The organism is Sphingorhabdus sp., from assembly GCF_041737645.1.
Classification (GTDB): domain Bacteria; phylum Pseudomonadota; class Alphaproteobacteria; order Sphingomonadales; family Sphingomonadaceae; genus Sphingorhabdus_B.
In genome coordinates, this window is the sequence record NZ_JBGSRI010000022.1 from 1 (window position 1) to 23,772 (window position 23,772).

Below are 23,772 nucleotides of genomic sequence, written 5' to 3' on the forward strand. Positions count from 1 at the left end.
CGGCACATGGCATCCTCCTGCCAGTCGCCCGGGTTGGTTGCATGAGCGGCGCAGCAATGTTCCGCCTAGATGAATGGTCGCACAATCGCCTTCGGGCGGTGGACAAAACCCGGCTTATAGACCCTCTGGCTTTTTACCCCACGACCAGTAAGCGAGAATCAAGATGGCTATTATTGCGGTTTCGGTTGCCATTGGCGGACCGACGGCGGCGACATAGCCGTCGATGGCGACACTGACAACCCGTCCCAACAACGCGCTGCCAACGAGCAACGTGACCGCCAGCAGCCATGTTCGGCTTTGTTTTGCCGCTGCGAGCAAGGCAAAAATAGCAATCGCCAGAAACAGGCCGCCGACGTCCGCCCGAACGTTGGCGCGCCCGATTGCGCTTATCGCTTCGATCCCGCGTTCAGAAGCCAGATCATCGAGTTTGAACCAGTGCGGATTGACACCGAGCAAGGCCATAATGCCAATCAATCCCACAACAATCCTCATTATAAACGGCATCTTCGTTTCCTTTACGCTCACGTCAACATTTACATAAGGCTATGATTATGTTCTGTCTTGTTATCGGAGAAAATTTTTTTGAGGGATAAGTCAATGTCGATTGTGGATCGTGCGAAAAATATCATCCTTAAACCCGTAGATGAGTGGAATGTAATTGCAGAGGAGCCTGCGTCGGTAAGCGGATTGTTCACCAACTACGCGATGGTATTAGCGGCAATTCCAATGGTTGCCGGAATCATTTTTACCGGGGCACTGGGAATTTCAGCCGGAGGCCTGGGTGCCATGGGCGGCGGGGCAATGGCTATGGGCTTTACCGCTGTCGCGGGTATGGCAGTTATTGGCTACGTCCTGTCGATGGTGACGTTATATTTGATGTCATTGATCGTAAACAGCGTTTCACCCAGCTTTAATGGCAAATCTGACTTGACGCAGTCTACAAAACTTATGGCTTATGCCTCTACGCCAACTTGGGTTGCGGGCTTGGTTGCCTGGGTGCCGATTTTAGGCGGATTGGTGTCATTGGCGGCAATCGCCTATGTTGTATACCTCATCTATCTTGGGTTGAAGCCTGTCTTGGGTGTGCCGCAAGAAAAAGTTGCCGGCTTCACCGTCGTAATAGTGCTGATCTACATCGTTCTGACAATGGTTGTTTCCGGTATCATTATCGGGCTCTTATTCTCAACCTTCTTCGGTGGCGCCATGATGGCCGGGGCAATGTCCGGAGCATAATTTGCGCTTACGCCTCTAGCAATATCGCCATGTCGTCGCTAAGTCGGCGGCATGGTTCGATCCACCCGAAAAAATGACTGGGGATTCCCCCGCTGGCGTGGCTATGGCAGCAGCAGTGAGGCGCAACAGGTGCGGCTTTGCGACCGGCATGGTTGCAACAAAGCCGGTAACTGTCCCGCACCAAAGTCCCCGAATAATCCGGATCGCTGGATGTTTTGTGAAGATCATGCCGCGGAGTATAATCGCGGCTGGGATTATTTTGAGGGACTGACCAAGGAAGAGGCTGAGCAGCGTGAGGCCAATGAGCGGCGCGATGCATCTGGTTATAAGGAATCTGCACATTATGGCTGGGCCGGATCCGGCGATGGCAGCCGCACGCGTGACGAGATGCATGCCCTCGATATATTGGGCCTCGATAGCGATTCCACTTTCGAGGATGCCAAAAAAGCCTGGCGTAAAATTGCCAAGGAAACCCACCCTGATGTGAACCCGGGTAATACCGATGCGGCAAAGGCTTTTCAGGCCGGACAAGCCGCTTATGACGTCTTGCGTGTCGCCGAAGAGCGGCGCGAGTGGAAGGTGTAGGGTCTTGCACGGCGACAGGTGTAGGCGCGTAGGGCGCGCGTGATTCCTACCTTTTTCCCTTTCCGGAACTTGGCCGCTGCACTCATTGTGCTCGCGCTGGCTGTGCGGGTGGTTATTCCTTCAGGCTTTATGCCGTTTAGCGAGCGTGGCTTTGCATTGACCATCTGTACCGGCATGGACACGCAGACGGTCTGGATGGACAAGTCGGGCAAGTTGCACAAGGAAGACCCGGCCAAAGGCAAATCAGTCGAGCACCAACCCTGCGCTTTTGCGGGTGCCGCGATGGTCGGCGACGCGCCTGCGGATAAAGTCTTTATTGCCATGCCGCCCGCCGCAACGGCGCTTCCTATATTTGCGATGCGCGAAATTTCGGTTGGTCACGGCCTTGCCGCACCGCCGCCACCGGCCATAGGCCCACCTTCCCACTTCTAAACCCTGGGGCTGCTTTACGGCCTTTCTCCCGTTTAGATTTAGGAAATTTACATGGATATCAGAACCCTTTTGCGCGCATCGGCATGCGCCCTTTGCGTTACCCTTGCCCAGAATGTCGCCGCCGAAGGGGCTGCCGACCCCACGATCATCGTGATCGGCCGCGCCGCATCGGATGAAGCGGAGGAGCGGGCGATCAAGACACCCGGCGGTACGGATATTGTCAGCCATCGGGCGCGCTTTTGTAGGAGGGCATGATGGAAGAGACGTCTTTTTACCGCGCGATTTGGCGCTGGCATTTTTATGCCTCGCTGTTTGTGATGCCGCTCGTGCTTCTGCTGGCGACGACGGGTGCGATCTATTTGTTCAAGCCGCAACTGGATCGATGGGAGGAGCGGGCCTTTTCCGGCTTACCAACCGAGCAAGCGGTTTCACCCAATGCGCTGCTGCAGGCTGTCATGGCGGCAAATCCGGATGCACAGTTCCACGGTTATCGCTTGCCCGAAAGGGCGGGCGATGCCGCGGTGATCCATATCGGTCTCGCCGACGGGCGGTCGATGCGCGATATCTATGTGTCCCCGCAGGGCAAAGTTCTCGGCAATGTCGATCCGGAAAACCGCATTTCTGCAGTCGTTTCGCGTATCCATGGTTCGCTTTTTCTGGGTAAAGTCGGCGACTGGATTGTGGAGCTGGCGGCGTGCTGGGCGATTGTGATGATCATCACTGGCCTCTATATGTGGTGGCCGCGTGGGCAGGGGCTGGCGGGCGTGGTCTGGCCCCGGCTACTGCGCGGGCAACGGGTATTCTTGCGTGATTTGCATGCCGTCACAGGATTCTGGGTATCCGGGCTGGCACTTGTGCTGCTGACGACGGGTTTGCCCTGGGCAAGCGTCTGGGGTGACGCGTTCCGTTTGGCGCGTACCGAACTGGGGCTGCTGCAAGGGGCGCAGGATTGGAAAACCGGAGCCGCAGCGCCCCATGCTGAACATGATCATGATGCCATGATGAAGATGCAAGCCGCCGGTGTCCCGTTGGTGGCGCTGAGGGATATGGTCCGCAAGGCCGAAGCGGAAAAGCTGCCGCATCCGGTCTGGGTCAAGCCACCGGGTGCGCCCGAACGTTTCGGTCCGCCCGCCGCCATGGCGTGGACGGTGAAGTCAGAGGCGCAGAACCGGCCGCTTAACCGCACTATCACGTTCGATATGGCGACTGGCGGGGAATTGTCGCGCACGGGGTTCGCCAACAAACATGTCATCGACCGTGTCGTGAACTACGGCATTGCCTGGCATGAGGGGCAGTTGTTCGGGTGGATCAACCAGTTGGTGGGCCTGCTGACCGCCGTTGCACTTGTCACCCTGACGGTGACTGGATTTCTGATTTGGCGGCGGCGCAAGCCCGCAGCTTCCTTGGGTGCACCACCTTTGCCGTCGGCAACGCACAAGATGCGGGGTGCGGCCATAATTCTCATCGTGATGGCGGTGCTGTTGCCGCTGCTGGCTGCTTCGTTACTGGTGCTCTGGCTATTTGACCGGTTGCTGTTGCCGCGCCTTCCATCGCTGGCGCAATGGCTCGGCGTGCGGTCGGCTCAGCCCGCGTAGCGCGCGGCGGTTTCTCGGATCAGCGCGATCATATTGGGGATGCCTTGTGTCCGGTTCGAACTCAGCTGGTTTTTGAGGTCGAATGGGGCGAGGGCGCCTTCGATATCCGTTTGGCCGATTTCTGATGCGGACTTGGCTTCGACCGTTTTCAGGACAAGCGCGATAATGCCTTTGGTGATGGCGGCGTTACTGTCGGCGAGAAACGATAGCTTGTCTGCATCGGTTAAGGGATAGACCCAGACGCTCGCCGAACATCCGCGCACCAAAGTTGCATCGGTTTTCAGGGCGTCAGGCATGGTCGGCAACCCTTTGCCAAGATCGATCAGCAAGCGGTACCGGTCATCCGTGTCGAGAAAGTCATATTCTTCAAAAATGTCACTGAGTGCGGTCATGTCGCGCCCCGCTTATGGCGGTAGAGCTCAGATATCAATCCCTGCCGCAATAGCTTCGAGCTTTTTCACTCGCTCTTTAAGGTCGGCGACCTCGATCCGCGAGGTGGCGGATGGCACAGGGGCATCGCCACCTTGTCGCGCCATCTCCAGTTCGGCATGCTTCAACGCAATCCAGTCGCGCCAACCGCGCAGCGAAAGTGTAGATACGACCGCGACACATGTCAGTGCGAAAGCACCGATAATAATGTAGAAATTGGGATCCTGAGTCATATGGTTCCTTCCTTTCATTGCCTGCGTAACCGGTTAACGGTCGCGCAATTGTTCAATTTGTCGGTTGATGTCATTGGCGGCGTTATTGTCGGTCGCAATCCGTTCCAGCACTTGGATACGATCCTTCAGCGTTCTGATTTCCTCACGCATACGACGAGCGTCGGGGTCATCAAGCATCCGCTGTTGGCTACCGCCAAGTTCCATTTCTTTCTGCTTGTGCCGGGACCAGATAGCGAAGCCACCGAGAATGAACGGAGCAAGTGGAATCAATATCCAGATTTCGTCAAACACATTTAAACTCCTTCTTTTTTAATCCGTGCGACAGGAACTTCACGGAGATTTTCTATCGCACTGGCAACTTCATAACCGCTATCGGTGATGATGCGCTCCAACACCTGCACCCGTTGTTCGAGCCGACTATTGCTGGCGGCATATTGGGCTGCTTTTTCGGCAATCAACTGCGCTTCAAGTTCAAGCTTCCGCTGGCGATATGCAAACCAAGGTTTCACAAACACACCGCCAAAAATTGCAAGGAGGCCGCAGCTGATACCTAGGATTGGGATAAGAAGGGGGCTGATATCCATCGATGTTCTCCTTAATTCGAAGGGCCGCGAAGCGACTCGATTTCGGCCGTCAGGCGATGGCTATCGTCCACAACGATTTTTTCGACATTGGCGAGGCGATCCTTGATGGAGCCCAGTTCTGCGCGGAGCTGGGCATTCTCCTGGCTCAGCAATTTTACGCGTTCGACTGCTTCCTGGTCATTTTTAGGATACACAGCCTGACCCCAAGCCCCATCGAGCGGGTAGCCATTTTTTATTCGTAACCAGGTCGTGACGACCCAGCCAGCTACGCCAACAACCGTGATGAGCGTAATAGGCATCGCCAGTTGCATCAGGCCTTCAACTAAAGACGGATCCATATTTATTTCCCTCCCTCAGCGCTCAGCGCAGTCTTTCAATTTCTTCCGAAAGCCGTCCGGCTTTGTCGGTTACGATGCGCTCCAGAACTGTGATGCGCTCTTCCAGATTCCCGATCTTGCCATTAAGCGTTTCATTTTCGCTGCTCAGCAGCGTGATTTTGCGGTCAGCATCGACGTCAACCTTGGGAGTGGTTCCACCCCACTCATTTTCGAGCGGATAACCATGGCGCGCTCGTATCCAGTTGTTAATGATCCAGCCAGCCGTGCAAATCATCACGATTGCGACGATGAATGATGGTCCGCTAAAGCTCATGTCAGGTCCTTCCATGGCAAGCGCCGGGTCACAGGGCGTATGTCTGAATTACGAAAGTCCACACTCCAGTTGCGCTGGTCGGCATTGCGCTTCTTTTTTGAAAAATGGCGGTAAGTGAACCAGGCAATCAAGCCGAAAATGATTAACGTGAACATGATGTGTTTCCTCCCAGATACCGCGCTTAACGCAGGCGTTCAAGCTCTTGGTTCAAGCTCATATGGCTATCTGTCGTGATGCGCTCCATGACCGAAAGGCGTTCTTCGAGCCGCAGCATTTGGCCGCGCATCAGTTCATTTTCGTTGCTCAATAATTCGGTCTGACGGCTTGGTGCGATGCCTTCGGTTTTTAGCGCAGCTTTCACCTTGCGCCGCCCATACCACTGGATTGTCAATGTGCAGACGGCTCCGATGGCCATTCCAAAAAAGGTCGTTAGAAAAAATCCTTCGGCTTCCATTTTATCCCTCCCAAAGGCTCCGCTTAGCGCAGGCTTTCGATTTCGTCGGCCAGCTGCTTGTTGTTGCTGACATAATAAAGTTCGACATCGGCAAGGCGGTTGTCGATTTCCCGGAAGCGTGAGCGGATGTCGCGCGTGGTGCGGGCAGGGGATTGCCTTACGCCTTGCCAGAATTTCTGGTCGTCATTGTCGACATAAAGATGGATCGGCTTTTTGTTGGCGAACCATGCCGCGCCAAAATAGGCAACCAATGTCCAGGGAAAACCACCCGCAAGTGTCAGGATGACCGCGCCCAAACGTACCCAGAGAACATCAACACCGGTATAGTCGGAAATCCCAGCGCATACGCCTTTCCATTTGGCATTTTGCTTGTCGAGATAGAATTGTGTGTGTTTGCTGCTCATCTCAACGGTTCCTTTCCAGCCGGCGAATATTTTCAGCGGTATAATCTTCTGCATCATGATCGATGCGGCGCGGAATGAAATTGGGGTTATCCTGTCCTACAAGCCGTTCCACTGTATCCATGCGATCTTCCAGACGGCGGGCCAGTTCGTACATTTCACCCAGCAGCCGTTCGTCATCATTGGTCAGCGTCGCGGCTGTTTTCCATTTGGTGAGATGGTGGAGAATGAGCCAGGGGAGGCCTAGAAAGAGGATGCCAACAACAATCGGCACCATGATGATTTCACCGTCCATAAACTTAACCCTCCTTCTTTGCGTCTTGCTTCATGGCTTTTTTCATCGCTTCCAGTTCGGCATCGACGACATCGAAGGATTCGAGCGCGGCGATTTCGTCACCGAGGCTGCGGGGTGCGTCGCTGCCAATGGCCAGCGAGTCAGCATAGCCTTGAGCCTCGTCGACCCGGCGCTCCAGAACATCAAAGCGTGAAAAGGCGTCGCGGACCTTATCGCCATTGTACATAGTACGCAGCTTGACCTGATTTTCGGCGCTTTCAAGGCGAGTCATCAACGCGTTCTGGCGGCTGCGGGCATCGGCGAGCTTTTTCTGCAGTTTGTGAATGTCCTGCTCCGATGCTTTCAGGGCATCGTTGAGTACATCGACTTCGGAGGTCAGCTGGTCCTTCATGTCGGTTGCTTTGCGCTTTTCCAGCAAAGCCGCCTTGGCGAGATCTTCACGATCCTTCGACAGCGCCAGATGCGCTTTATCGGTCCAATCCGCCTCGAGCGTGTTCAGCTTGTCGATATGACGACGCAGTTCTTTCTGGTCGGCGATCGTGCGCGCGGCTGAGGCGCGGACTTCGACAAGGGTTTCTTCCATTTCGAGGATGATCATGCGGATCATCTTGGCCGGGTCTTGCGACTTGTCGAGCAAGTCGGTGACGTTGGCGGCGATGATGTCGCGAGTTCGTGAAAAAATGCCCATAGGGTAACTCCGGTTATGACTTGTTCTGCGCGTGTCTTCAAAAATGGGGGCGACCGGGGACCTCGTTGGGGGAGGGGGGGAGCCGGGTGACCCCGGTCGCGGGCTTACGAGGTCAGGCAAGATAGCTGACAACGACAGGCCGTTGGGAATGGGTATATGCATTGACCTGATTGTCTTCCTGGTGATTGAACACCGAAATCGCATAGCTGGTAAAGATCATGGACATGGACAAGGCCACGGCTACCCAGAGGCGGCTTTCGCTTTCTTTGAAGCTTTCCTGTGCTTTGTTTTCGGTGCTCATTTGGTCTTCCCTTTGTTTGCTTTGCCTGCTTTTGCCGGCTTGCCAACATCTTTGCAGGGAGCGTGCCAATTTCGCTTTTTCCCAGAAATTAGCCAGTTTTTCATATTTTCTACCCATATCGACTGGTAATTATTGCTATTAGGTGGTGAAATATGCCAATCTTTGAATATGGATCGTGAAAGTCACCAATTTATCGGGCAGTCGTCGGCTTTTTTAGACGCCGTCGAGCGTGCCAGCCGTGCGGCACCTTTGAACCGACCGGTGCTGGTGGTGGGCGAACGGGGTACGGGCAAGGAACTGATTGCCGAACGTCTGCACCGCCTGAGTTCGCGATGGGACGGTCCGCTGGTGACCATGAACTGCGCGGCGTTGCCGGAGACCTTAATCGAGGCAGAACTTTTTGGTCATGAAGCAGGCGCCTTCACCGGCGCGACGCGCGCACGCGAAGGCCGCTTTGAAGAGGCGGACGGTGGGACACTGTTCCTCGACGAACTCGGCACGCTCAGCATGGGCGCGCAGGAACGGTTATTGCGTTCGGTCGAATATGGCGAGGTGACACGCATTGGTTCCTCGCGGCCAGTGCGGGTCGATGTCCGCATCGTCGCGGCTACCAACGAACATCTTCCCAAAATGGTTGAGACCGGCAAGTTCCGTGCCGACCTATTGGACCGACTGTGCTTTGAAGTCATCACTTTGCCGCCGCTGCGGGTGCGTGAAGGTGATGTCGAAGTATTGTCCGAATATTTCGGACGACGTATGGCCGCCGAACTGGGTTGGGACGGCTGGCCAGGCTTTGGCGACGTGGCGGCACGCGCAATGGAAAATTATCTATGGCCGGGCAATGTACGAGAATTGCGTAACGTGGTCGAGCGTGCTGTCTATCGCTGGGCTGATCCCGGCCAGCCGGTGGATTATATCCAGTTCGACCCGTTCGACAGCCCGTGGCGGACCGGCATAGCTGCTTCGGCCCCGACCCATACGCCGGCCAGCAAGGAGAATGAATCCACCGAACCCCGTTACTCGACAGACTTGAGTCAGATGGTGGACGTGATCGACTTTCGCGAGGCGACCGAGAAATATGAAAAGGCAGTGCTGGAACAGGCACTGGCCAAATGCCGTTACAACCAGCGGCAGACTGCCAAGGCACTCAACCTCAGTTATGACCAGCTAAGGCATACTTTGAAGAAGCATGATCTGTTAGCGTAAAAGCCCCTCTCACGTAGGGAGAGGGTTGCGGAGACCTGCAAACTTGTTTGCTAGTCGTAGCTGGGTGAGGGGATCCGCCATCTCGAGACGGAACAACCCCTCACCAACTTCGCCTAACCGCTAAAGCGGTAAGGCTTCGTATCCTCTCCCAAAGGGAGAGGAGATAGTTCAGCCGCCGTTTGCACTGACCATGCAGTACAACATAGGGATCGACAGCAGCGTGTTCAGACGCGACGTCATCATCGCAGTGGTGGCCGCCTTTGCTTTCGTCGAGTCGTCGGCTTCTACAATACCCAAAGCTTTTTTCTGGTTAGGCCAGATGATGAACCATACGTTGAACGCCATAATTACGGCGAGCCACATGCCGATACCAATCAGCTTGAACGGATCCTGCAACGTAAAGGCCTGATGCGCGTAACCGGCCTGAACTGCGACAATTAGGCCTGTCAGAACAGTCAACGCGGCGCCCCAACGGAAGAAAAACAAAGCTGACGGTGCGATATGCTTTGAAATGCCGGGCTTCAATTCAGCAGGAATTTTTGGCATTGTCGGTATTTGCACGAAGTTGAAATAGTAGAGCAGGCCGATCCACACGATACCAAAAAAAGTGTGCAGCCAACGCGTTACCGACTGTGCGGTCAATGCGTCCCCATCAACACCAAACATAACTGCCAAAGCCAATACCAGTCCCGCGACCAGCACCAGATGCAGATTTCCAAAAAATTTCGCCATTCAAAATCCCCTATGATTTACTTCAAATCTGTTTTTAGCCTAGCCAAGCGCTAGACTGGTTACAAGTCGGGCTTGTTATCTTCTTTCGTTTCATCGCCCAAATTAAGCCCATGCCGAAGCAGCATCGGGATGTTTGCCATCGCGAACAGGAATGACAATGCGGGCAATCCGAATGTTTTGACGGTGATATATTGGTCGTTAGTCAGCAAAGGGATGAGTATCTCGTTGAGAATGGCCAGTCCCATGAAGAAAAGGCCCCAACTTAACGAGAGCTTCAACCAACCGTCATCGCTCAACCCGTCATAAGCTTGTTCCAGCAAATATTTCAGCGCGGGTTTTGAACGCATCCAGCCGATTAGAATGATAGCCGAGAACAGCAAATAGACCGCCGTCGCCTTGTGCTGGATGAATCCGAAATCCCGGAACCAAAGGGTCAGAGCGCCAAAGCCAATGACGAACACCGCCGACATTTTCATCATGGGCGAGATATGCCCCGTTTTCCATTTAGCAACTGCCATCGCCACTACAATTGCCACCATGAAGGTTGCGGTACCGACAATTGGGCCCTGCACAGGATCAGTGTCGGAATGGCCGAAGCGCGACCCCAAGAAGAACAGCAATAAAGGACCAAAATCGAGCGCGAAACTGAGCAAGCCCGATGGCTTTTTGGAAGGTCGCGCAGACGTCATTGTGCCCCTCCGCTAATTGCGCGGGCCAGGTCCTGCGCGTTGAAGGGGCGAAGGTCGTCGATTGTTTCACCAACGCCGATGGCGTGGATCGGCAGGCCGAACTGTTTGGCTGCTGCAACCAATATGCCTCCGCGTGCGCTGCCATCCAATTTGGTCATTACGAGTCCGGTCACGTTGGCGACTTCCTTGAATATCTCAATTTGCGACAGGGCGTTTTGTCCTGTGGTCGCATCCAGAACCAGCACGACATCATGTGGTGCTTCGGGGTTAAGCCGTCCCAGAACACGACGGATTTTTGCCAGTTCGTCCATCAACTCGCGCTTGTTCTGCAAACGGCCGGCGGTATCGACGATCAGGACATCTATCCCTTCGGCCGTGGCGCGTTTGACCGCATCAAACACGACCCCAGCGGCATCACCGCCCTCGGGGCCAGTGACAATCGGGACGCCAATCCGGTCGGCCCAGACCTTCAACTGGCCAATGGCAGCCGCGCGGAATGTATCGCCTGCGGCCAGCATAACTCCATAATCCTGCTCAAGAAACAGATGCGCCAGCTTTGCAATGGTCGTGGTTTTTCCTGACCCGTTGACGCCGATCACAAGAATGACCTGCGGCCGCGGGAAAGCATCGATGTCGAGGGGTTCGGCCACTGGCGCAAGCACGGCGGCAATCTCGTCTTCAACGATCTGCCGGATGCCTTCGGCATCAATGCCCTTTTCAAAGCGCCCGGCGGCAATTTTATCACGGATTTGCGCTGCCATCGCCGGGCCCAGATCAGACGCAATCAACGCATCTTCAATTTCGTCCAGATCCCCGGCATCCAATTTGGCTTTGGTGACCAGACCGGTGATATTGTCGGTCAGCTTGCCAGACGTTTTTTTGAGGCCGCCAAACAGCCGGTCTTTCCAACCTGCTTTCTCGCTCATGCGATGACCTTTGCCTGCAACATACCGTCCTTTGTCTCTATCATCCGAGCTGGCACGATGCTGCCTTCGGGCATTGGCCTGTCCAGACCCACATAAGCAAAATTTTCCGCATGACCAGCACGACCACCCCGTTCGACGGCAATTTTCTGAACCGAACCGGTCAAAGTGCCGAGCCATGCGCTGCGCTCGGCGGCGACAGCATCGCGCAGGGCTCTGGCACGCGCCTTAATATGTGCTGCGGGAACTTGCGGCATTTTTGCAGCGGGCGTTCCCAATTTGGGAGAATAAGGAAAAATGTGCCCGTGGACAATCTGGCACTGGCGGACCAGATCAAGGCTGTTTTCGAACATCGCATCGTCTTCGGTTGGAAAACCGGCGATGATATCCGCTCCAATGGCGATTTCGGGACGCAGCTTTTTCATCCGTGCGACAAGATCAATGGCCATTTCGCGGCTATGTCGCCGCTTCATGCGTTTCAAGATCATATTGTCGCCTGCCTGCAGCGATAGGTGCACATGCGGCATAAGGCGCGGCTCGCCGGTCAGCAGCGCAAACAGGCGTTCGTCAATTTCGACGCCGTCGATCGACGAAAGGCGGAGCCGTTCGAGATCGGGAACCAGCTTCAATATGCGCTCAACCAGCAGGCCCAGATTGTCCTTTCCTGGCAGGTCGGGGCCATAGCTTGTGACATCCACGCCGGTCAAAACAACTTCCTTGAAGCCTTTGTCGACCAGCATCCGGATATGTTCGACTACGCTTCCAGCAGGAACAGAACGGCTATTGCCCCGGCCAAATGGAATGATGCAAAAGGTGCACCGGTGGTCGCAGCCGTTCTGCACCTCGACAAAAGCGCGGGTCTTTCCCGAATAGGCCGTGACCAGATGTGGCGCGGTCTGCCGCAACGTCATGATATCGGACACGACCACCGGACGGTCCGGTTGCCGCACGATCTGGCTGAGCAAGACAGGATCCTGTTTTTCGGCATTGCCAAAAATAGCCGAAACTTCGGGCATGTTACGGAATGTGTCAGGTTCCACCTGTGCGGCGCAGCCGGTCACCATGATCCGTGCATCGGGGCGCCTTTTGCGAGCTTGCCGGATCGCTTGCCGGGTCTGGCGCACGGCTTCATTTGTCACGGCGCAGCTGTTGACGATGATGACATCGTTCTGATCGGCCAGTTGCTCGGCAAGCGCATTGCTCTCCGCCAGATTGAGGCGACAGCCCATGCTGATAACTTCTATCTGGCTCACCCGAAATCATCCCAATTGATTTCGCCCTTAAACACATAAGTGGCCGCGCCGGTCATCTGGATAACCCCGCCTGGTTCCCAGCCTATGGTCAAACTGCCCCCGGCCTGGTGCACGGTTACGGGTGAAGCCACTTTTCCTTGCCTGATTGCGGCAATGGCGGTGGCGCAGGCCCCGGTGCCGCATGCCTGCGTCTCGCCGACGCCGCGTTCCCAGACGCGCAGAAATACGGCTCCGTCCTGAACCGAAGCTACATTGACATTTACGCGGTCGGGAAAGGCGGCATCATGTTCGATCAGTGGCCCTAAATTTTCCAAATCGACGGCATCTGCATCTTCGACGAAAAAGATAGCGTGGGGGTTTCCGACATTCACCGCCATGGGGCCAGCCAGTTCGTCCCAAGCTATTGGCATGGCCGCGCTGTCCATCGCAAAAGCCAAAGGAATATCCTGCCAATCAAAACGGGGCGGCGGCATATGCAGGGTGATGCTGTTTTCACCATAGGCGCCATCGATCATCCCGCCTGCGGTTTCGATCGTCGCATCCCGACCGAGCAGCGACACGACACAGCGCGTCGCATTGCCGCAGGATTCAACCTCGCTGCCATCCTGATTGAATATCCGCATCCGGACGGTCGCGACGTAAGAAGGTTCCAGCAGGATCAGTTGGTCACAACCAATCCCATATCTGCGGTCGGCCAATTTTTTTGCCCGCGCGGGGGTCATCTCCACAGGTGCGCTGCGGGCATCAATGATCACGAAATCATTGCCCAATCCATGCATTTTGTGAAATTCACCGCGCGTCATGCGCCGCGATTTAAGGACTGTGCGCCTTCAAGTCCAGAAATCATCCGCTGTTAAAGCGAGTTCCCCCAGATTAGGACGCCTTGCGTTCTTCCAGATTTGAATAGGGTGTCGCGGTCGCTTCGGATTGACGGCGTCGCGCAGGCAACAAATCTTTCTGAATTAGAAGGTGACGCGCCTGGTCAATATTCAAGGGTTGACCAAAATACCATCCTTGGCCTTTCGTGCATCCCAAGGCTTTTAGCTTCGCCAATATTTCTTCATTTTCGATGCCTTCGGCCGTTATGGGAACATCCAGGCTCGCACCAAGGCCTGCAATTGCGCTTACAATTGCGGCACTTTCGGCGTTATCGAACATAGACGCAACAAAGCTGCGGTCTATTTTTATGCGGTCGAAGGGCAGCGCACGCAAATGCGCAAGTGAGCTATATCCTGTGCCAAAATCATCCAAGGCGATGCGGATGCCCTGATTTTTCAGGCTTCCGACGATCGATTGTGCAAGGCCGAGATTTTTGAAGAGTGAGCTCTCGGTAATCTCGACTTCTAATCGGCTTGCAGGAAATCCTGTTTCTACCAGCAGTTTAACAATTTTCTGGGCTAGCCAAGGATCTTTCAACTGCACAGGCGAGATGTTGACCGATATTGTAAGCTTTGGGTCCCAAAGATTGGCTTCAATCATTGCTTTGCGGATGACGCTCAACGACAGATCGCCGATCATCCCGGTCTCTTCGGCAATCGGGATAAAATCATCCGGCGAAATAAGTCCGCGGACCGGCGATACCCAACGGGCCAGCATCTCAAACCCTACCAATTCGCCCGTCGCAAGATTTATTTGCTGTTCGAAAAAGGGTACAAATTCATCATTTGGAATTGCGGCTCGAATATCACCTTCCAGCGAGTTGCGAGAGCGAATTTCCGTTTCCATGCCGTTTTCAAACCAGCTGTAACAATTGCGACCGTTTTTCTTGGCCGCGTAAAGCGCAATATCGGCGCGACGGATAAGCATCTCGATAGAATCGCAATCCTGTTCGGGCCGACTAATCCCCACCGACGCCGTGACGGTTTGCTCGGAATCAGAAATTGTGACGGGGCGGGCAAGCGCATCGACCAGTTCTTCTGCAATCCGATCCACCGATTCTGGATATTCCGGTTCAAAAACGACACAAATTCCGAATTCGTCACCGCCCAGCCTTGCGATGACGCTGCTTGGGGGGATGACATCACGCATACGGTCAGCAACTTCGCGCAACAGAAAATCGCCGCAATCATGGCCATAAAGATCATTGATTTTTTTGAACCCGTCGAGATCAACCATCATGAATGCGATGGATTTGCCGCGTCTTGACGCACGCGCACTGAGTTCGGTTGTTTTTTCTTTGACGGCGCGGCGATTGAAAAGGTTTGTCAATGGGTCGGTCATCGCCAGATGTTGTGCGCGGACTTCGGCTTTCCGGTAGACGTCAATTTCATCGCTCAACGCGCTGGTACGCCGCCAGATAAGAAGAATGAGCGCAATGTTCAAAAGCAACGCGGTTACCATCACCTGATCGGCACCAGGGCTATTGCCTATGAGCGTTCGGACCGTTTGGGCACCGACTTGTCCGCCTATTGCGACGAACATAGCTATGGCGGCGAACATGACAACGCCATAGAATACGCGGTTACCAGCCTTGACGTAGGTCAAGATTGCTGGCGCGCTATACTCGTGGTCCGTTGGCTGAAGTTGCATAGATCTTGTTATTCCAATCAGGCAGTCTACTACGCTGAAAAAAGTCAATATTTGATTAAATCTCGTTCATAAATGCCTGCAACGGCGCAATGGCGGTTGGATGAGTAAAGAACCTTGCATTCCCGGGTTGAGATGGCTAAAGGCGTGCTCTGCGAGTGATAGCTCGCTACTGTAACTATGGAAAATCAACTTTTTCCAGGCTGGTCGGCGAAGTTTCGCTCACCGGCTTTTTGTTCGTTTATGTCCGGAAACGGACATTTTGGTAAGGAAGACGCATGTTTGACAAGCTGAGCGACCGGTTAGGAGGGGTGTTCGACCGCCTGCGTGGTCGCGGTGCGTTGAACGAAGCCGATGTCCGCGAAGCAATGCGCGAAGTGCGCGTTGCCTTGCTGGAGGCTGACGTTGCGCTGCCGGTTGTTCGTGAATTTGTCGACAAGGTTACTGAGACTGCTGTAGGCGCTCAAGTTCTGAGGTCGGTCACGCCCGGCCAGCAGGTTGTCAAAATCGTCAATGACGCGCTGGTCGAAATGCTGGGCGCGGAACAGAGCGACCTGAATCTGGCCGTCGCACCGCCCGCAATCATCATGATGATCGGTTTGCAAGGTTCGGGTAAGACCACCACGACAGCCAAAATCGCGAGGTTGTTGAAGACCAAGCAGGGCAAAAAAGTTTTGATGGCGTCGCTTGACGTCAATCGGCCCGCGGCACAGGAACAACTTGCAACGCTGGGGACGCAAACCGAAGTCGCGACCTTGCCCATTGTGCAGGGGCAACAACCTGTCGATATCGCCAAGCGCGCGATGCAGGCGGCAAAACTGCAAGGATTCGACGTTCTATTGCTCGATACCGCAGGTCGCCTGCACGTCGATCAGCAGTTGATGGACGAAATGCAAGCGGTCGCAAAGGTTTCGACGCCGCAGGAAATCCTGCTGGTGGTTGACTCGCTGACGGGTCAGGACGCCGTCAATGTGGCCAAGAATTTTGGCGAACGCGTCGATCTGACCGGTATCGTGCTGACCCGTATGGACGGCGATGCGCGCGGCGGTGCGGCGCTATCGATGCGTGCCATTACCGGCAAACCGATCAAATTTGCAGGTGTGGGCGAAAAGCTGGACGCTATTGAGGCGTTTAATCCTGAACGTGTGGCTGGCCGTATCCTTGGCATGGGCGACGTCGTCGGGTTGGTCGAGCGGGCGGCGGAAATCGTCGATAAGGATGAAGCCGACAAGCTCGCCGCAAAGATGGCCAAGGGTCAGTTCGATATGGACGACCTAAGAACGCAGTTTCGCCAGATGACCAAGATGGGCGGTCTGGGCGCGCTGGCGGGTATGATGCCCGGCATGAAAAAAGCCAAGGCGGCAATGGATGCCAGCGGTATGAACGACAAGTTATTGGTCCATATGGACGCGATTATCGGCTCCATGACGCCAAAAGAGCGGGCGAAGCCGGAATTGCTGAACGCCAAGCGGAAGATCCGCATAGCCAAGGGTTCTGGCATGACGGTGCAAGATGTGAACAAGCTGATCAAGATGCACCAGGAAATGGCTAACGCTATGAAGCGCATCCGCAAGATGGGCGGGCTTAAGGGCCTTGCGGCGATGTTTGGTGGCGGCAAAGGCGGCGCAGATCTGGGCGGTGCAATGGAGGGTATGCACGGCCTGCCTCCCGGCGCGATGCCGCCGGGAATGGGCGGATTGCCCGGTCTGGGTGGCGGTGCAGGGGGGCTTCCACCTGATCTCGCACGACTTCTTAATAAAAAGAAATAAAGTTCTAATTTAATGTATTTTTATACCAGAAAGGTGAGTTAGTTTTATGGCATTATCCATGCGTTTGTCTCGCGGCGGTTCCAAGAAGCGTCCTTATTACAAAATCGTCGTAGCCGACGCCCGTGCACCACGGGATGGCAAGTTTATTGAACGTATCGGCAGCTACAACCCGCAGCTTCCCAAGGACAGCGCTGAGCGTATGATCCTTGATGCCGAACGCGCGAAGCATTGGTTGGCCGCTGGCGCGCAGCCTTCGGATCGCGTTGCACGTTTCCTTGACGTTGCAGGTGTCATGGAACGCAAGGTCAAGAGTAACCCGAACAAGGGTGAACCAGGCCAGAAAGCCAAGGATCGTGCAGAAGACAAGGCAACCAAGCTGGCTGAAGCTGAAGAAGCTGCTGCTGCAGCGGCCGCTGCGCCTGCACCTGAGCCGGAGCCAGAAGTTGTTGAAGAAGTAGTCGCCGAAGAAGCTGCGCCTGAAGCAGCTGTTGAGGAAGCTCCTGTGGCAGAAGAAGCTGCGCCTGAAGCAGCTGTTGAGGAAGCTCCTGTGGCAGAAGAAGCTGCGCCTGAAGCAGCTGTTGAGGAAGCTCCTGTGGCGGAAGAAGCTGCCCCAGAAGCGGCTGCTGAAGAAGCGCCAGTCGCTGAGGAAGCCGCACCTGAAGCAGTTGCCGAAGAAGCGCCAGCTGCTGAAGAAGCTGCGCCTGCCGCTGAAGAAGCTACCGAAGAAAAGGCCGAGGGCTAAGCCTTGGCCGATAACACCGTCACGCTTGCCGCCGTTTCTGGCGCGCATGGCGTGACGGGTGAAGTCCGTCTCAAGCTGTTTGCAGAAAATCTGGACAGCTTGAAACGGTACAAAAGTTTCAATGACGGCACGCTGACGGTTAAGTCGCTGAGGCCTACCAAAGACGGTGCAATTGCCCGCTTTGCCGAAATCAATGACCGAAATGCCGCCGAGAAGTTGCGCAGCACTGTGCTAACCGTACCACGCGAAGCATTGCCCGAACTCGGCGAGGGTGAATATTATTACAGCGACCTGCTGGGTCTTCCCTGCGTGTCCACGGACGGTACCGACCTTGGCAAGTGCATCGCCGTCGAAAATTTCGGCGCGAGCGATGTGCTGGAAATTCAGATGCCTGATGGCAAGAAATTCATGGTCCCGATGACGCCAGATGCCGTGCCCGAATGGGGTGAGAAGGTCGTAATCGAAGCCGCTTTCGTCATATGACTTTCGCCACCCAAATCCTCACCCTCTACCCCGAAATGTTCCCCGGTCCGCTTGGCATTTCGCTGGCGGGGCGTGCGTTGGAGGAGGGGAAGTGGGCCTGCTCGCCCATTCACATACGCGACTTTGCAACTGACAAACACCGCACCGTTGACGACACCCCTGCTGGCGGCGGAGCAGGGATGGTTTTGCGGGCAGATATTCTTTCGACGGCGGTTGAACATGCCAAAGCAGCCCAGCCCACCGCCCCCATCCTCGCCATGACCCCGCGCGGCGCACCTATCACCCAGGCACGCATCCGCGAACTCGCTTCTGGCCCCGGGGTCACCATAATCTGCGGGCGTTTCGAGGGCTTCGACGAACGCCTTTTCGACGCGCATCCTGAAATTGAGCAGGTCTCGATGGGCGACATCATCCTGTCAGGTGGAGAAATTGGGGCTTTGATGCTGTTAGACGCTTGCATTCGGCTGCTTCCCGGCGTAATGGGCGCGACTTCCAGCGGTGACGAGGAGTCCTTTGAACAAGGATTACTTGAATATCCGCATTATACCCGACCCAATGATTGGGAAGGGCGGATGATCCCCGAAGTGTTGCGATCGGGGGATCATGCGAAAATCGCCGCCTGGCGGAAACAAAGGGCGGAGGAAGATACTCGGTTACGCAGACCGGACCTTTGGGGGCGTTATAAGGACGCCCGGGTTCAGCCTGCCTCTGACGTGCAACAGAAGAATAAGGATTAAATGGGGCATGAACCTCATCCAGACACTCGAAGCCGAAGCCATTGCGGCATTGGCAGAAACCAAGACAATCCCCGCCTTCCGCGCGGGTGACACCATCAAGGTGGGCGTGAAGGTTATCGAAGGTGACCGCACGCGTATCCAGAATTACGAAGGCGTTTGCATTGCGCGTTCGAACAAGGGAATGGGCTCCAACTTCACCGTACGCAAAATGTCGTTCGGCGAAGGTGTTGAGCGCGTATTTCCGCTGTACAGCCCGAATATCGACAGCATCGAAGTCGTTCGTCGCGGTGTAGTGCGTCGTGCGAAACTCTATTATCTGCGTGGTTTGACCGGTAAGAAGGCGCGTATCGCCGAACGCCGCGACCCTCGCCCTATTAAGACAACCGAGGCTGCTGAATAAGCAGGAGCTCGCTGACGTTCTTAATCCGAACATGAAAGGCCGGGCTCCCACAAAGAGCCCGGCCTTTTTCTTTGTCCAAACCAGATTTGAGGAAAATACACATGGGTTATCGTATCGTAGTTGCGGGCGCGACGGGCAATGTTGGCCGCGAAGTCGTCAACATCCTTACCGAGCGCGAATTTCCCGCCGACGAAGTGGCTGTATTGGCATCGTCACGCAGCCAGGGCATCGAAATCGAATATGGTGACACCGGCAAGATGCTGAAGATCCAGAATATCGAGAATTTCGACTGGGCGGGCTGGGACATGGCGATTTTTGCGATCGGTTCCGAAGCGACCAAGAAATTCGCCCCCATTGCCGCAGCCGCCGGATGTGTGGTGATCGACAACAGCTCGCTCCACCGCATGGACCCGGACATTCCCTTGATCGTTCCGGAAGTGAACCCAGATGCCATCGATGGGTACAAGCGCAAGAATATCATCGCCAATCCCAATTGCTCTACAGCGCAGCTGGTCGTGGCACTCAAGCCGCTTCACGATTACGCCAACATCACCCGCGTCGTGGTCTCAACCTATCAGTCGGTGTCTGGTGCGGGCAAGGAAGGCATGGACGAACTGTTCGAACAAAGCCGCAATATCTTTGTCGGCGACAGTGCCGAACCAAAGAAATTCACAAAGCAGATCGCGTTCAACGTTATCCCGCATATCGATAGCTTTCTGGAAGACGGTTACACCAAGGAAGAATGGAAAATGATGGTGGAGGTCAAGAAGATCCTTGATCCCAAGATCAAGCTGACCGCTACCTGTGTGCGTGTGCCTGTCTTTGTTGGCCACAGCGAGGCTGTGAACATTGAATATGACCGCGAAATGTCGGCGGCCAAGGCAAAGTCTATCCTGCGCGAAGCCCCGGGCATCATGTTGGTCGATAAGCACGAAGATGGCGGCTATGCGACGCCTATCGAGGCCGCAGGCGACGACGCCACTTATGTCAGCCGCGTCCGCGAAGACCCGACCGTGGATAACGGTCTTGCCTTCTGGTGTGTGTCCGATAACCTTCGTAAGGGAGCGGCGTTGAATGCCGTGCAGATCGCTGAACTTTTGGGACGGCGGCATTTGAAGAAGGGGTAATTCCGGTCATCGCGCATGTTTGATTATAGCCATGCCATCGTCCGAAGCCCTGCCGCGTCTGTCGTGGCGGGGTTACGGGCAGAGGATGGGCCGGATCCCGATTTTGATGCGCTGCGCGCCGAACATGAGGCCTATGTGCAGGCGCTTGAGGGGCTTGGGCTGCATGTGATGCAGCTTCCGGCATCGCAAGAGTTTCCGGATTCCATTTTTGTGGAAGATCCCGCGTTGGTCTTTGGTGAAGCGGCAATTGCGCTTAACTTGGCAGCGCCAAGCCGGGCAGGGGAATCGGCCTTACTTGCGCCCGTGCTGGAAGACCGTTTTGAAACCGTGCTGCGGATGCAAGGCCCCGGCCATGCAGATGGCGGGGACATCTTGGTTCTTCGCGACCGCGTGCTGATCGGCCTATCCAACCGCACCGACCGTGCAGGGGCAGAAGAGCTGATTTCGCTGCTGGCCCGTTTGGGCAAAAAGGGCGAGATTGCCGAAACGCCGCCCGGCATTTTACACTTCAAAACAGGGTGCAGCCTGATTGACGAAGAGACGGTATTTGCCCTCGCACCCATGGTGAATTCACCTGCTTTTGCCGGTATGCGGGTCGTCGAGGTTCCGGCTGGAGAAGAAAAGGCGGCAAACAAGCTGCGCATCCGGGACAGCATTTTGATGGGCGCTGACTTTCACAAAAGCCGCGCCATTGTGGAATCCTTTGGCATCCCGACGATCAGCTTGAACGTCGAACAGATCGGCCGCATTGATGCCGGCTTATCCTGCATGTCCTTGCGCTGGAGAGAGAAAATATGACGTTGACCGCAGACCTTTTCTGGTCATTCCGCAGCCCATATAGCTATCTCGCCACGCGGCGCTATCGCGCGTTGACCGAGGAATATGATCTGACCGTCAATTTGCGTCCTGTCTATCCACTGGCAATACGCGAGCCGACCTTTTTCGAACGCAGCCATCCCAATTGGCTGCGCTACACCTTTACCGACATGTTCCGGGTGGCGCAATTTCACGGCATTCCTTTTGGTCCGCCGCGCCCGGACCCCATCGTGCAGAATGTCATGACTCGCCAAATTGCGGAGGAGCAGCCTTATATATTCCGCCTTACACGGTTGGGGCAGGCTGCGGCCAGGCGGGGGGCAAGCCTTGCCTTTTGCGACGAGGTGTCCCGATTGATCTGGGGCGGTGCGGAGAACTGGCATGAAGGAGATCATCTGGCGGGTGCGGCAACACGCGCCGGACTGGATCTCGCTGAACTGGATGCAGAGGCCTTAAGCGATGCCGAGGCGTTAGACGCAGAAATTGCGGCCAACCAAAGCGCGCTCGAAGCCGCCGGCCATTGGGGTGTTCCGACATTGGTGTTCGATGGTGAGCCCTTTTTCGGGCAAGACCGAATAGCCATGGCAGTCTGGCGGATGCAGCAGAAGGGCTTGATCAAGCGGCCATGACTGCCACATATATTTTCGAGACAGCCGACGACATTCAAATCGTCTGGAGGGAAATCGGCACGGGTCGACCGCTTATCCTGATCCATGGCTATTTTTCCCAAGCCGAAACGAACTGGATCAAATATGGTCATGCGGCAAAGCTCGCCGACGCTGGTTACCGCGTCATCATGCCCGATCTACGTGCCCATGGGCTGAGCGGAAAGCCGCACGATGCGGCACTTTATCCCAAGGACATTTTGGCTGATGACCAATTTGCCCTGCTGGATCATCTGGGTATCACGGATTACGACTTGGGCGGCTATTCTCTCGGTGGACGGACCGTGGCCCGGATGCTGGCACGCGGCGCGAAGCCGGGGCGGGCGATCATTTCGGGCATGGGGCTCGACGGATTGACAAAGACCGGCAATCGCAGCGGCCATTTCAAATATGTTCTGGACAATCTGGGTCAACATGAACGCGGGTCTCCGGCATTTATGGCCGAAGCATTCTTGAAGACCACGGGCGGTGACCCATTGGCGTTGCGCCATATACTGGATACATTCGTCGACACCGACGAGGCACAGTTGCGGGCATTTGATTTGCCCGTAGCGGTCATTTGCGGGGTTGAGGATCAAGAAAACGGGTACGCCGCCGACCTTGCGAAACTTCTCCCGCGCGGTAAGCTGTTCGAGGTACCCGGCAATCATATGAGCGCGGTCGTTAAACCCGAACTAGGGGACGCGATGATAACCGCGATGACGCAGGTCGCGTGGTGAGCGTGCCGCCATTTGATATCCAGCCGACGCTTGTTGGTGAAAAAGTTGAATTGCGTCCGCTTGCCCATTTGGATTTTGAGGCACTGTACGCGGTTGCGTCAGATCCTGACATCTGGGCCATGCATCCTTATCCGGATCGATATAGACGCGACGTCTTTGAAGGATTTTTCGAAGAAGCGATTGCATCAAAAGGGGCCTTTGCCATTTTCGACCGGGCAAGCAATGCAATAATCGGCAGCAGCCGCTTTGCCAATTATGACGCGCAGGCAAGCGAAATTGAAATAGGCTGGACGTTCTTCGCATGCAGCCACTGGCGCGGCGGCTTTAATCGCGAAACCAAGGCCCTGATGCTCAGGCATATTTTTGCGTATGTGAAGACGGTGGTGTTTCAAATCGGCGCGCATAATCTGCGTTCCCGCACTGCAGTCGAACGTCTTGGCGGAAAGTTCGTGCGGAGCTATGTGCGCGAATATCAGGGACAAAGCCAAGACTATGTGATGTATCATCTGACAGTCGAAGATGCGCGGGCAGGGGCATTGGCACTGGAGGATATATGATGCGGGAGAGCAAGTTGGAACGACGTTTCTGGCGTTTCTGGCTAGGTGGATTGCTGATCCTGGCGGCGATGTTCGCGATGAATCCATGGTTTTCCAATGCGGTTTCTCCTTGGGGCATCAGGGACCATCAATCCGCCGGCAGCGCGCTTCGTGTCGATGCCATTCAAGCCGCATGGCAAGCGGCAGGCGTCATGAATCTGGCCCGCTTCGGCATCGCCCTCGACCTTGTCTATATCGGCATCTATTCCTTTGGGGCTTTTTGCGGAGGTCGCTTGTTTGCCCAGTCCGCTTGGGCTCCGCTGCGTCGTCTGGGCTGGGTCATAGTTGGCGCTGCGGTTGTCGTGGGGGCGGCCGACTATGTCGAAACAATCTGCCAATTTGTGCAAGCGATGACGTTTAAGGGTAACGATAGTCTTGCCTATATTGCGGCAACCGCGCAGCCGTTCAAATCTTCGGCATTTCTCGTGACGTTCTTTGGTCTGCTAGTGGCGTTATTCCTTCGACAAAGGGCAAAGCGTGCCGCTTGACGGCTGGGTAAGAAAGTTCC

At 55.4% G+C, this 23,772-nt stretch carries 34 protein-coding genes and 1 pseudogene; 17 read left to right on the forward strand and 18 right to left on the reverse strand.

Annotation, left to right across the window (positions count from 1 at the left end):
- Nucleotides 1–114: 114 nt before the first annotated feature.
- Nucleotides 115–504, reverse strand: a complete 390-nt coding sequence (locus ACEW72_RS02975) for a hypothetical protein (protein ID WP_373474896.1) — start codon at nt 502–504, stop codon at nt 115–117.
- 93 nt (nt 505–597) lie between these two features.
- Between ACEW72_RS02975 and ACEW72_RS02980 the strand changes: the two genes are divergently transcribed.
- The 5 genes from ACEW72_RS02980 to ACEW72_RS03000 are packed head-to-tail and all read left to right on the forward strand — an operon-like array spanning nt 598 to nt 3,845.
- Complete coding sequence (locus ACEW72_RS02980; RefSeq protein WP_373474897.1) at nt 598–1,233, forward strand: Yip1 family protein; 636 nt, start codon at nt 598–600, stop codon at nt 1,231–1,233.
- A gap of 51 nt (nt 1,234–1,284) precedes the next feature.
- Nucleotides 1,285–1,818: a J domain-containing protein gene (locus ACEW72_RS02985; protein WP_373474898.1), complete on the forward strand. Its 534-nt coding sequence runs from the start codon at nt 1,285–1,287 to the stop codon at nt 1,816–1,818.
- A gap of 39 nt (nt 1,819–1,857) precedes the next feature.
- A complete protein-coding gene (locus ACEW72_RS02990) occupies nt 1,858–2,250 on the forward strand; it encodes a hypothetical protein (protein WP_373474899.1) in 393 nt (130 codons plus the stop codon).
- A gap of 51 nt (nt 2,251–2,301) precedes the next feature.
- Entirely contained in the window at nt 2,302–2,505 is a 204-nt protein-coding gene (locus tag ACEW72_RS02995; protein ID WP_373474900.1) for a hypothetical protein, read from the forward strand.
- Nucleotides 2,502–3,845, forward strand: a complete 1,344-nt coding sequence (locus tag ACEW72_RS03000) for a PepSY-associated TM helix domain-containing protein (RefSeq protein ID WP_373474901.1) — start codon at nt 2,502–2,504, stop codon at nt 3,843–3,845. Before ACEW72_RS02995 ends, ACEW72_RS03000 begins: the two co-directional genes overlap by 4 nt.
- On the opposite strand, the gene ACEW72_RS03005 is transcribed toward ACEW72_RS03000, so the two are convergent.
- From ACEW72_RS03005 to ACEW72_RS03055, 11 genes are all read right to left on the reverse strand, one after another.
- Nucleotides 3,833–4,237 (reverse strand): SufE family protein, encoded by a 405-nt coding sequence (locus ACEW72_RS03005; RefSeq protein WP_373474902.1) that lies wholly within the window; start codon nt 4,235–4,237, stop codon nt 3,833–3,835. The genes ACEW72_RS03000 and ACEW72_RS03005 overlap by 13 nt on opposite strands.
- A 27-nt stretch (nt 4,238–4,264) precedes the next feature.
- Nucleotides 4,265–4,507 carry a hypothetical protein gene (locus ACEW72_RS03010; protein WP_373474903.1) on the reverse strand — a complete coding sequence of 81 codons (243 nt, stop codon included), beginning with the start codon at nt 4,505–4,507 and terminating at the stop codon, nt 4,265–4,267.
- A 33-nt stretch (nt 4,508–4,540) separates the two neighbouring features.
- Complete coding sequence (locus ACEW72_RS03015; RefSeq protein WP_373474904.1) at nt 4,541–4,798, reverse strand: hypothetical protein; 258 nt, start codon at nt 4,796–4,798, stop codon at nt 4,541–4,543.
- Between the two features lie 2 nt (nt 4,799–4,800).
- The gene (locus ACEW72_RS03020; RefSeq protein WP_373474905.1) at nt 4,801–5,091 is read right to left on the reverse strand and encodes a hypothetical protein; all 291 of its coding nucleotides are present in this window, start codon (nt 5,089–5,091) and stop codon (nt 4,801–4,803) included.
- An 11-nt stretch (nt 5,092–5,102) separates the two neighbouring features.
- A complete protein-coding gene (locus ACEW72_RS03025; protein WP_373474948.1) occupies nt 5,103–5,402 on the reverse strand; it encodes a hypothetical protein in 300 nt (99 codons plus the stop codon).
- 49 nt (nt 5,403–5,451) lie between these two features.
- Nucleotides 5,452–5,742, reverse strand: a complete 291-nt coding sequence (locus tag ACEW72_RS03030) for a hypothetical protein (protein ID WP_373474949.1) — start codon at nt 5,740–5,742, stop codon at nt 5,452–5,454.
- 181 nt (nt 5,743–5,923) lie between these two features.
- Entirely contained in the window at nt 5,924–6,196 is a 273-nt protein-coding gene (locus ACEW72_RS03035) for a hypothetical protein (RefSeq protein ID WP_373474906.1), read from the reverse strand.
- Nucleotides 6,197–6,219: 23 nt separating this feature from the next.
- Nucleotides 6,220–6,600, reverse strand: coding sequence for an envelope stress response membrane protein PspC (pspC, locus tag ACEW72_RS03040; protein ID WP_158898957.1), 381 nt, complete (start codon nt 6,598–6,600; stop codon nt 6,220–6,222).
- 1 nt (nt 6,601) lies between these two features.
- The gene (pspB, locus tag ACEW72_RS03045) at nt 6,602–6,892 is read right to left on the reverse strand and encodes an envelope stress response membrane protein PspB (protein WP_373474907.1); all 291 of its coding nucleotides are present in this window, start codon (nt 6,890–6,892) and stop codon (nt 6,602–6,604) included.
- A gap of 4 nt (nt 6,893–6,896) precedes the next feature.
- Nucleotides 6,897–7,580 (reverse strand): phage shock protein PspA, encoded by a 684-nt coding sequence (gene pspA, locus ACEW72_RS03050; protein WP_373474908.1) that lies wholly within the window; start codon nt 7,578–7,580, stop codon nt 6,897–6,899.
- Nucleotides 7,581–7,692: 112 nt separating this feature from the next.
- Complete coding sequence (locus ACEW72_RS03055; protein WP_373474909.1) at nt 7,693–7,881, reverse strand: hypothetical protein; 189 nt, start codon at nt 7,879–7,881, stop codon at nt 7,693–7,695.
- A gap of 168 nt (nt 7,882–8,049) precedes the next feature.
- On the opposite strand from ACEW72_RS03055, the gene pspF reads away from it, so the two are divergent.
- Complete coding sequence (pspF, locus tag ACEW72_RS03060) at nt 8,050–9,087, forward strand: phage shock protein operon transcriptional activator (protein ID WP_373474910.1); 1,038 nt, start codon at nt 8,050–8,052, stop codon at nt 9,085–9,087.
- A gap of 168 nt (nt 9,088–9,255) precedes the next feature.
- On the opposite strand, the gene ACEW72_RS03065 is transcribed toward pspF, so the two are convergent.
- From ACEW72_RS03065 to ACEW72_RS03090, 6 genes are all read right to left on the reverse strand, one after another.
- A complete protein-coding gene (locus ACEW72_RS03065; protein WP_373474911.1) occupies nt 9,256–9,819 on the reverse strand; it encodes a urate hydroxylase PuuD in 564 nt (187 codons plus the stop codon).
- Between the two features lie 59 nt (nt 9,820–9,878).
- Nucleotides 9,879–10,508 carry an inner membrane-spanning protein YciB gene (locus ACEW72_RS03070; protein WP_373474912.1) on the reverse strand — a complete coding sequence of 210 codons (630 nt, stop codon included), beginning with the start codon at nt 10,506–10,508 and terminating at the stop codon, nt 9,879–9,881.
- On the reverse strand, nt 10,505–11,434 hold the full coding sequence (gene ftsY, locus ACEW72_RS03075) for a signal recognition particle-docking protein FtsY (RefSeq protein WP_373474913.1): 930 nt from the start codon (nt 11,432–11,434) through the stop codon (nt 10,505–10,507). The genes ACEW72_RS03070 and ftsY overlap by 4 nt, the downstream gene beginning before the upstream one ends.
- Nucleotides 11,431–12,684 (reverse strand): tRNA (N(6)-L-threonylcarbamoyladenosine(37)-C(2))-methylthiotransferase MtaB, encoded by a 1,254-nt coding sequence (gene mtaB / locus ACEW72_RS03080; protein WP_373474914.1) that lies wholly within the window; start codon nt 12,682–12,684, stop codon nt 11,431–11,433. The genes ftsY and mtaB overlap by 4 nt, the downstream gene beginning before the upstream one ends.
- On the reverse strand, nt 12,681–13,487 hold the full coding sequence (gene dapF / locus ACEW72_RS03085; RefSeq protein ID WP_373474915.1) for a diaminopimelate epimerase: 807 nt from the start codon (nt 13,485–13,487) through the stop codon (nt 12,681–12,683). Before dapF ends, mtaB begins: the two co-directional genes overlap by 4 nt.
- A 70-nt stretch (nt 13,488–13,557) precedes the next feature.
- Nucleotides 13,558–15,213, reverse strand: coding sequence for a putative bifunctional diguanylate cyclase/phosphodiesterase (locus ACEW72_RS03090; protein ID WP_373474916.1), 1,656 nt, complete (start codon nt 15,211–15,213; stop codon nt 13,558–13,560).
- Nucleotides 15,214–15,488: 275 nt separating this feature from the next.
- Between ACEW72_RS03090 and ffh the strand changes: the two genes are divergently transcribed.
- From ffh to ACEW72_RS03145, 11 genes and pseudogenes are all read left to right on the forward strand, one after another.
- A complete protein-coding gene (gene ffh / locus ACEW72_RS03095) occupies nt 15,489–16,979 on the forward strand; it encodes a signal recognition particle protein (RefSeq protein WP_373474917.1) in 1,491 nt (496 codons plus the stop codon).
- 46 nt (nt 16,980–17,025) lie between these two features.
- A pseudogene (gene rpsP, locus ACEW72_RS03100) lies at nt 17,026–17,487 on the forward strand (30S ribosomal protein S16); the annotation flags it as partial.
- 237 nt (nt 17,488–17,724) lie between these two features.
- Nucleotides 17,725–18,204, forward strand: coding sequence for a ribosome maturation factor RimM (gene rimM, locus ACEW72_RS03105; RefSeq protein WP_373474918.1), 480 nt, complete (start codon nt 17,725–17,727; stop codon nt 18,202–18,204).
- Nucleotides 18,201–18,941 carry a tRNA (guanosine(37)-N1)-methyltransferase TrmD gene (trmD, locus tag ACEW72_RS03110; protein WP_373474919.1) on the forward strand — a complete coding sequence of 247 codons (741 nt, stop codon included), beginning with the start codon at nt 18,201–18,203 and terminating at the stop codon, nt 18,939–18,941. The genes rimM and trmD overlap by 4 nt, the downstream gene beginning before the upstream one ends.
- Nucleotides 18,942–18,948: 7 nt before the next feature.
- Nucleotides 18,949–19,341, forward strand: coding sequence for a 50S ribosomal protein L19 (gene rplS / locus ACEW72_RS03115; protein WP_373474920.1), 393 nt, complete (start codon nt 18,949–18,951; stop codon nt 19,339–19,341).
- A 101-nt stretch (nt 19,342–19,442) separates the two neighbouring features.
- Entirely contained in the window at nt 19,443–20,468 is a 1,026-nt protein-coding gene (locus ACEW72_RS03120) for an aspartate-semialdehyde dehydrogenase (RefSeq protein WP_373474921.1), read from the forward strand.
- Nucleotides 20,469–20,483: 15 nt separating this feature from the next.
- Nucleotides 20,484–21,266, forward strand: coding sequence for an arginine deiminase family protein (locus ACEW72_RS03125; RefSeq protein ID WP_373474922.1), 783 nt, complete (start codon nt 20,484–20,486; stop codon nt 21,264–21,266).
- Nucleotides 21,263–21,913 (forward strand): 2-hydroxychromene-2-carboxylate isomerase, encoded by a 651-nt coding sequence (locus tag ACEW72_RS03130; protein ID WP_373474923.1) that lies wholly within the window; start codon nt 21,263–21,265, stop codon nt 21,911–21,913. Before ACEW72_RS03125 ends, ACEW72_RS03130 begins: the two co-directional genes overlap by 4 nt.
- On the forward strand, nt 21,910–22,668 hold the full coding sequence (locus ACEW72_RS03135; RefSeq protein WP_373474924.1) for an alpha/beta fold hydrolase: 759 nt from the start codon (nt 21,910–21,912) through the stop codon (nt 22,666–22,668). Before ACEW72_RS03130 ends, ACEW72_RS03135 begins: the two co-directional genes overlap by 4 nt.
- A complete protein-coding gene (locus tag ACEW72_RS03140) occupies nt 22,665–23,225 on the forward strand; it encodes a GNAT family N-acetyltransferase (RefSeq protein WP_373474925.1) in 561 nt (186 codons plus the stop codon). The genes ACEW72_RS03135 and ACEW72_RS03140 overlap by 4 nt, the downstream gene beginning before the upstream one ends.
- On the forward strand, nt 23,222–23,752 hold the full coding sequence (locus ACEW72_RS03145; RefSeq protein ID WP_373474926.1) for a hypothetical protein: 531 nt from the start codon (nt 23,222–23,224) through the stop codon (nt 23,750–23,752). Before ACEW72_RS03140 ends, ACEW72_RS03145 begins: the two co-directional genes overlap by 4 nt.
- The last annotated feature ends 20 nt before the right edge of the window (nt 23,753–23,772 follow it).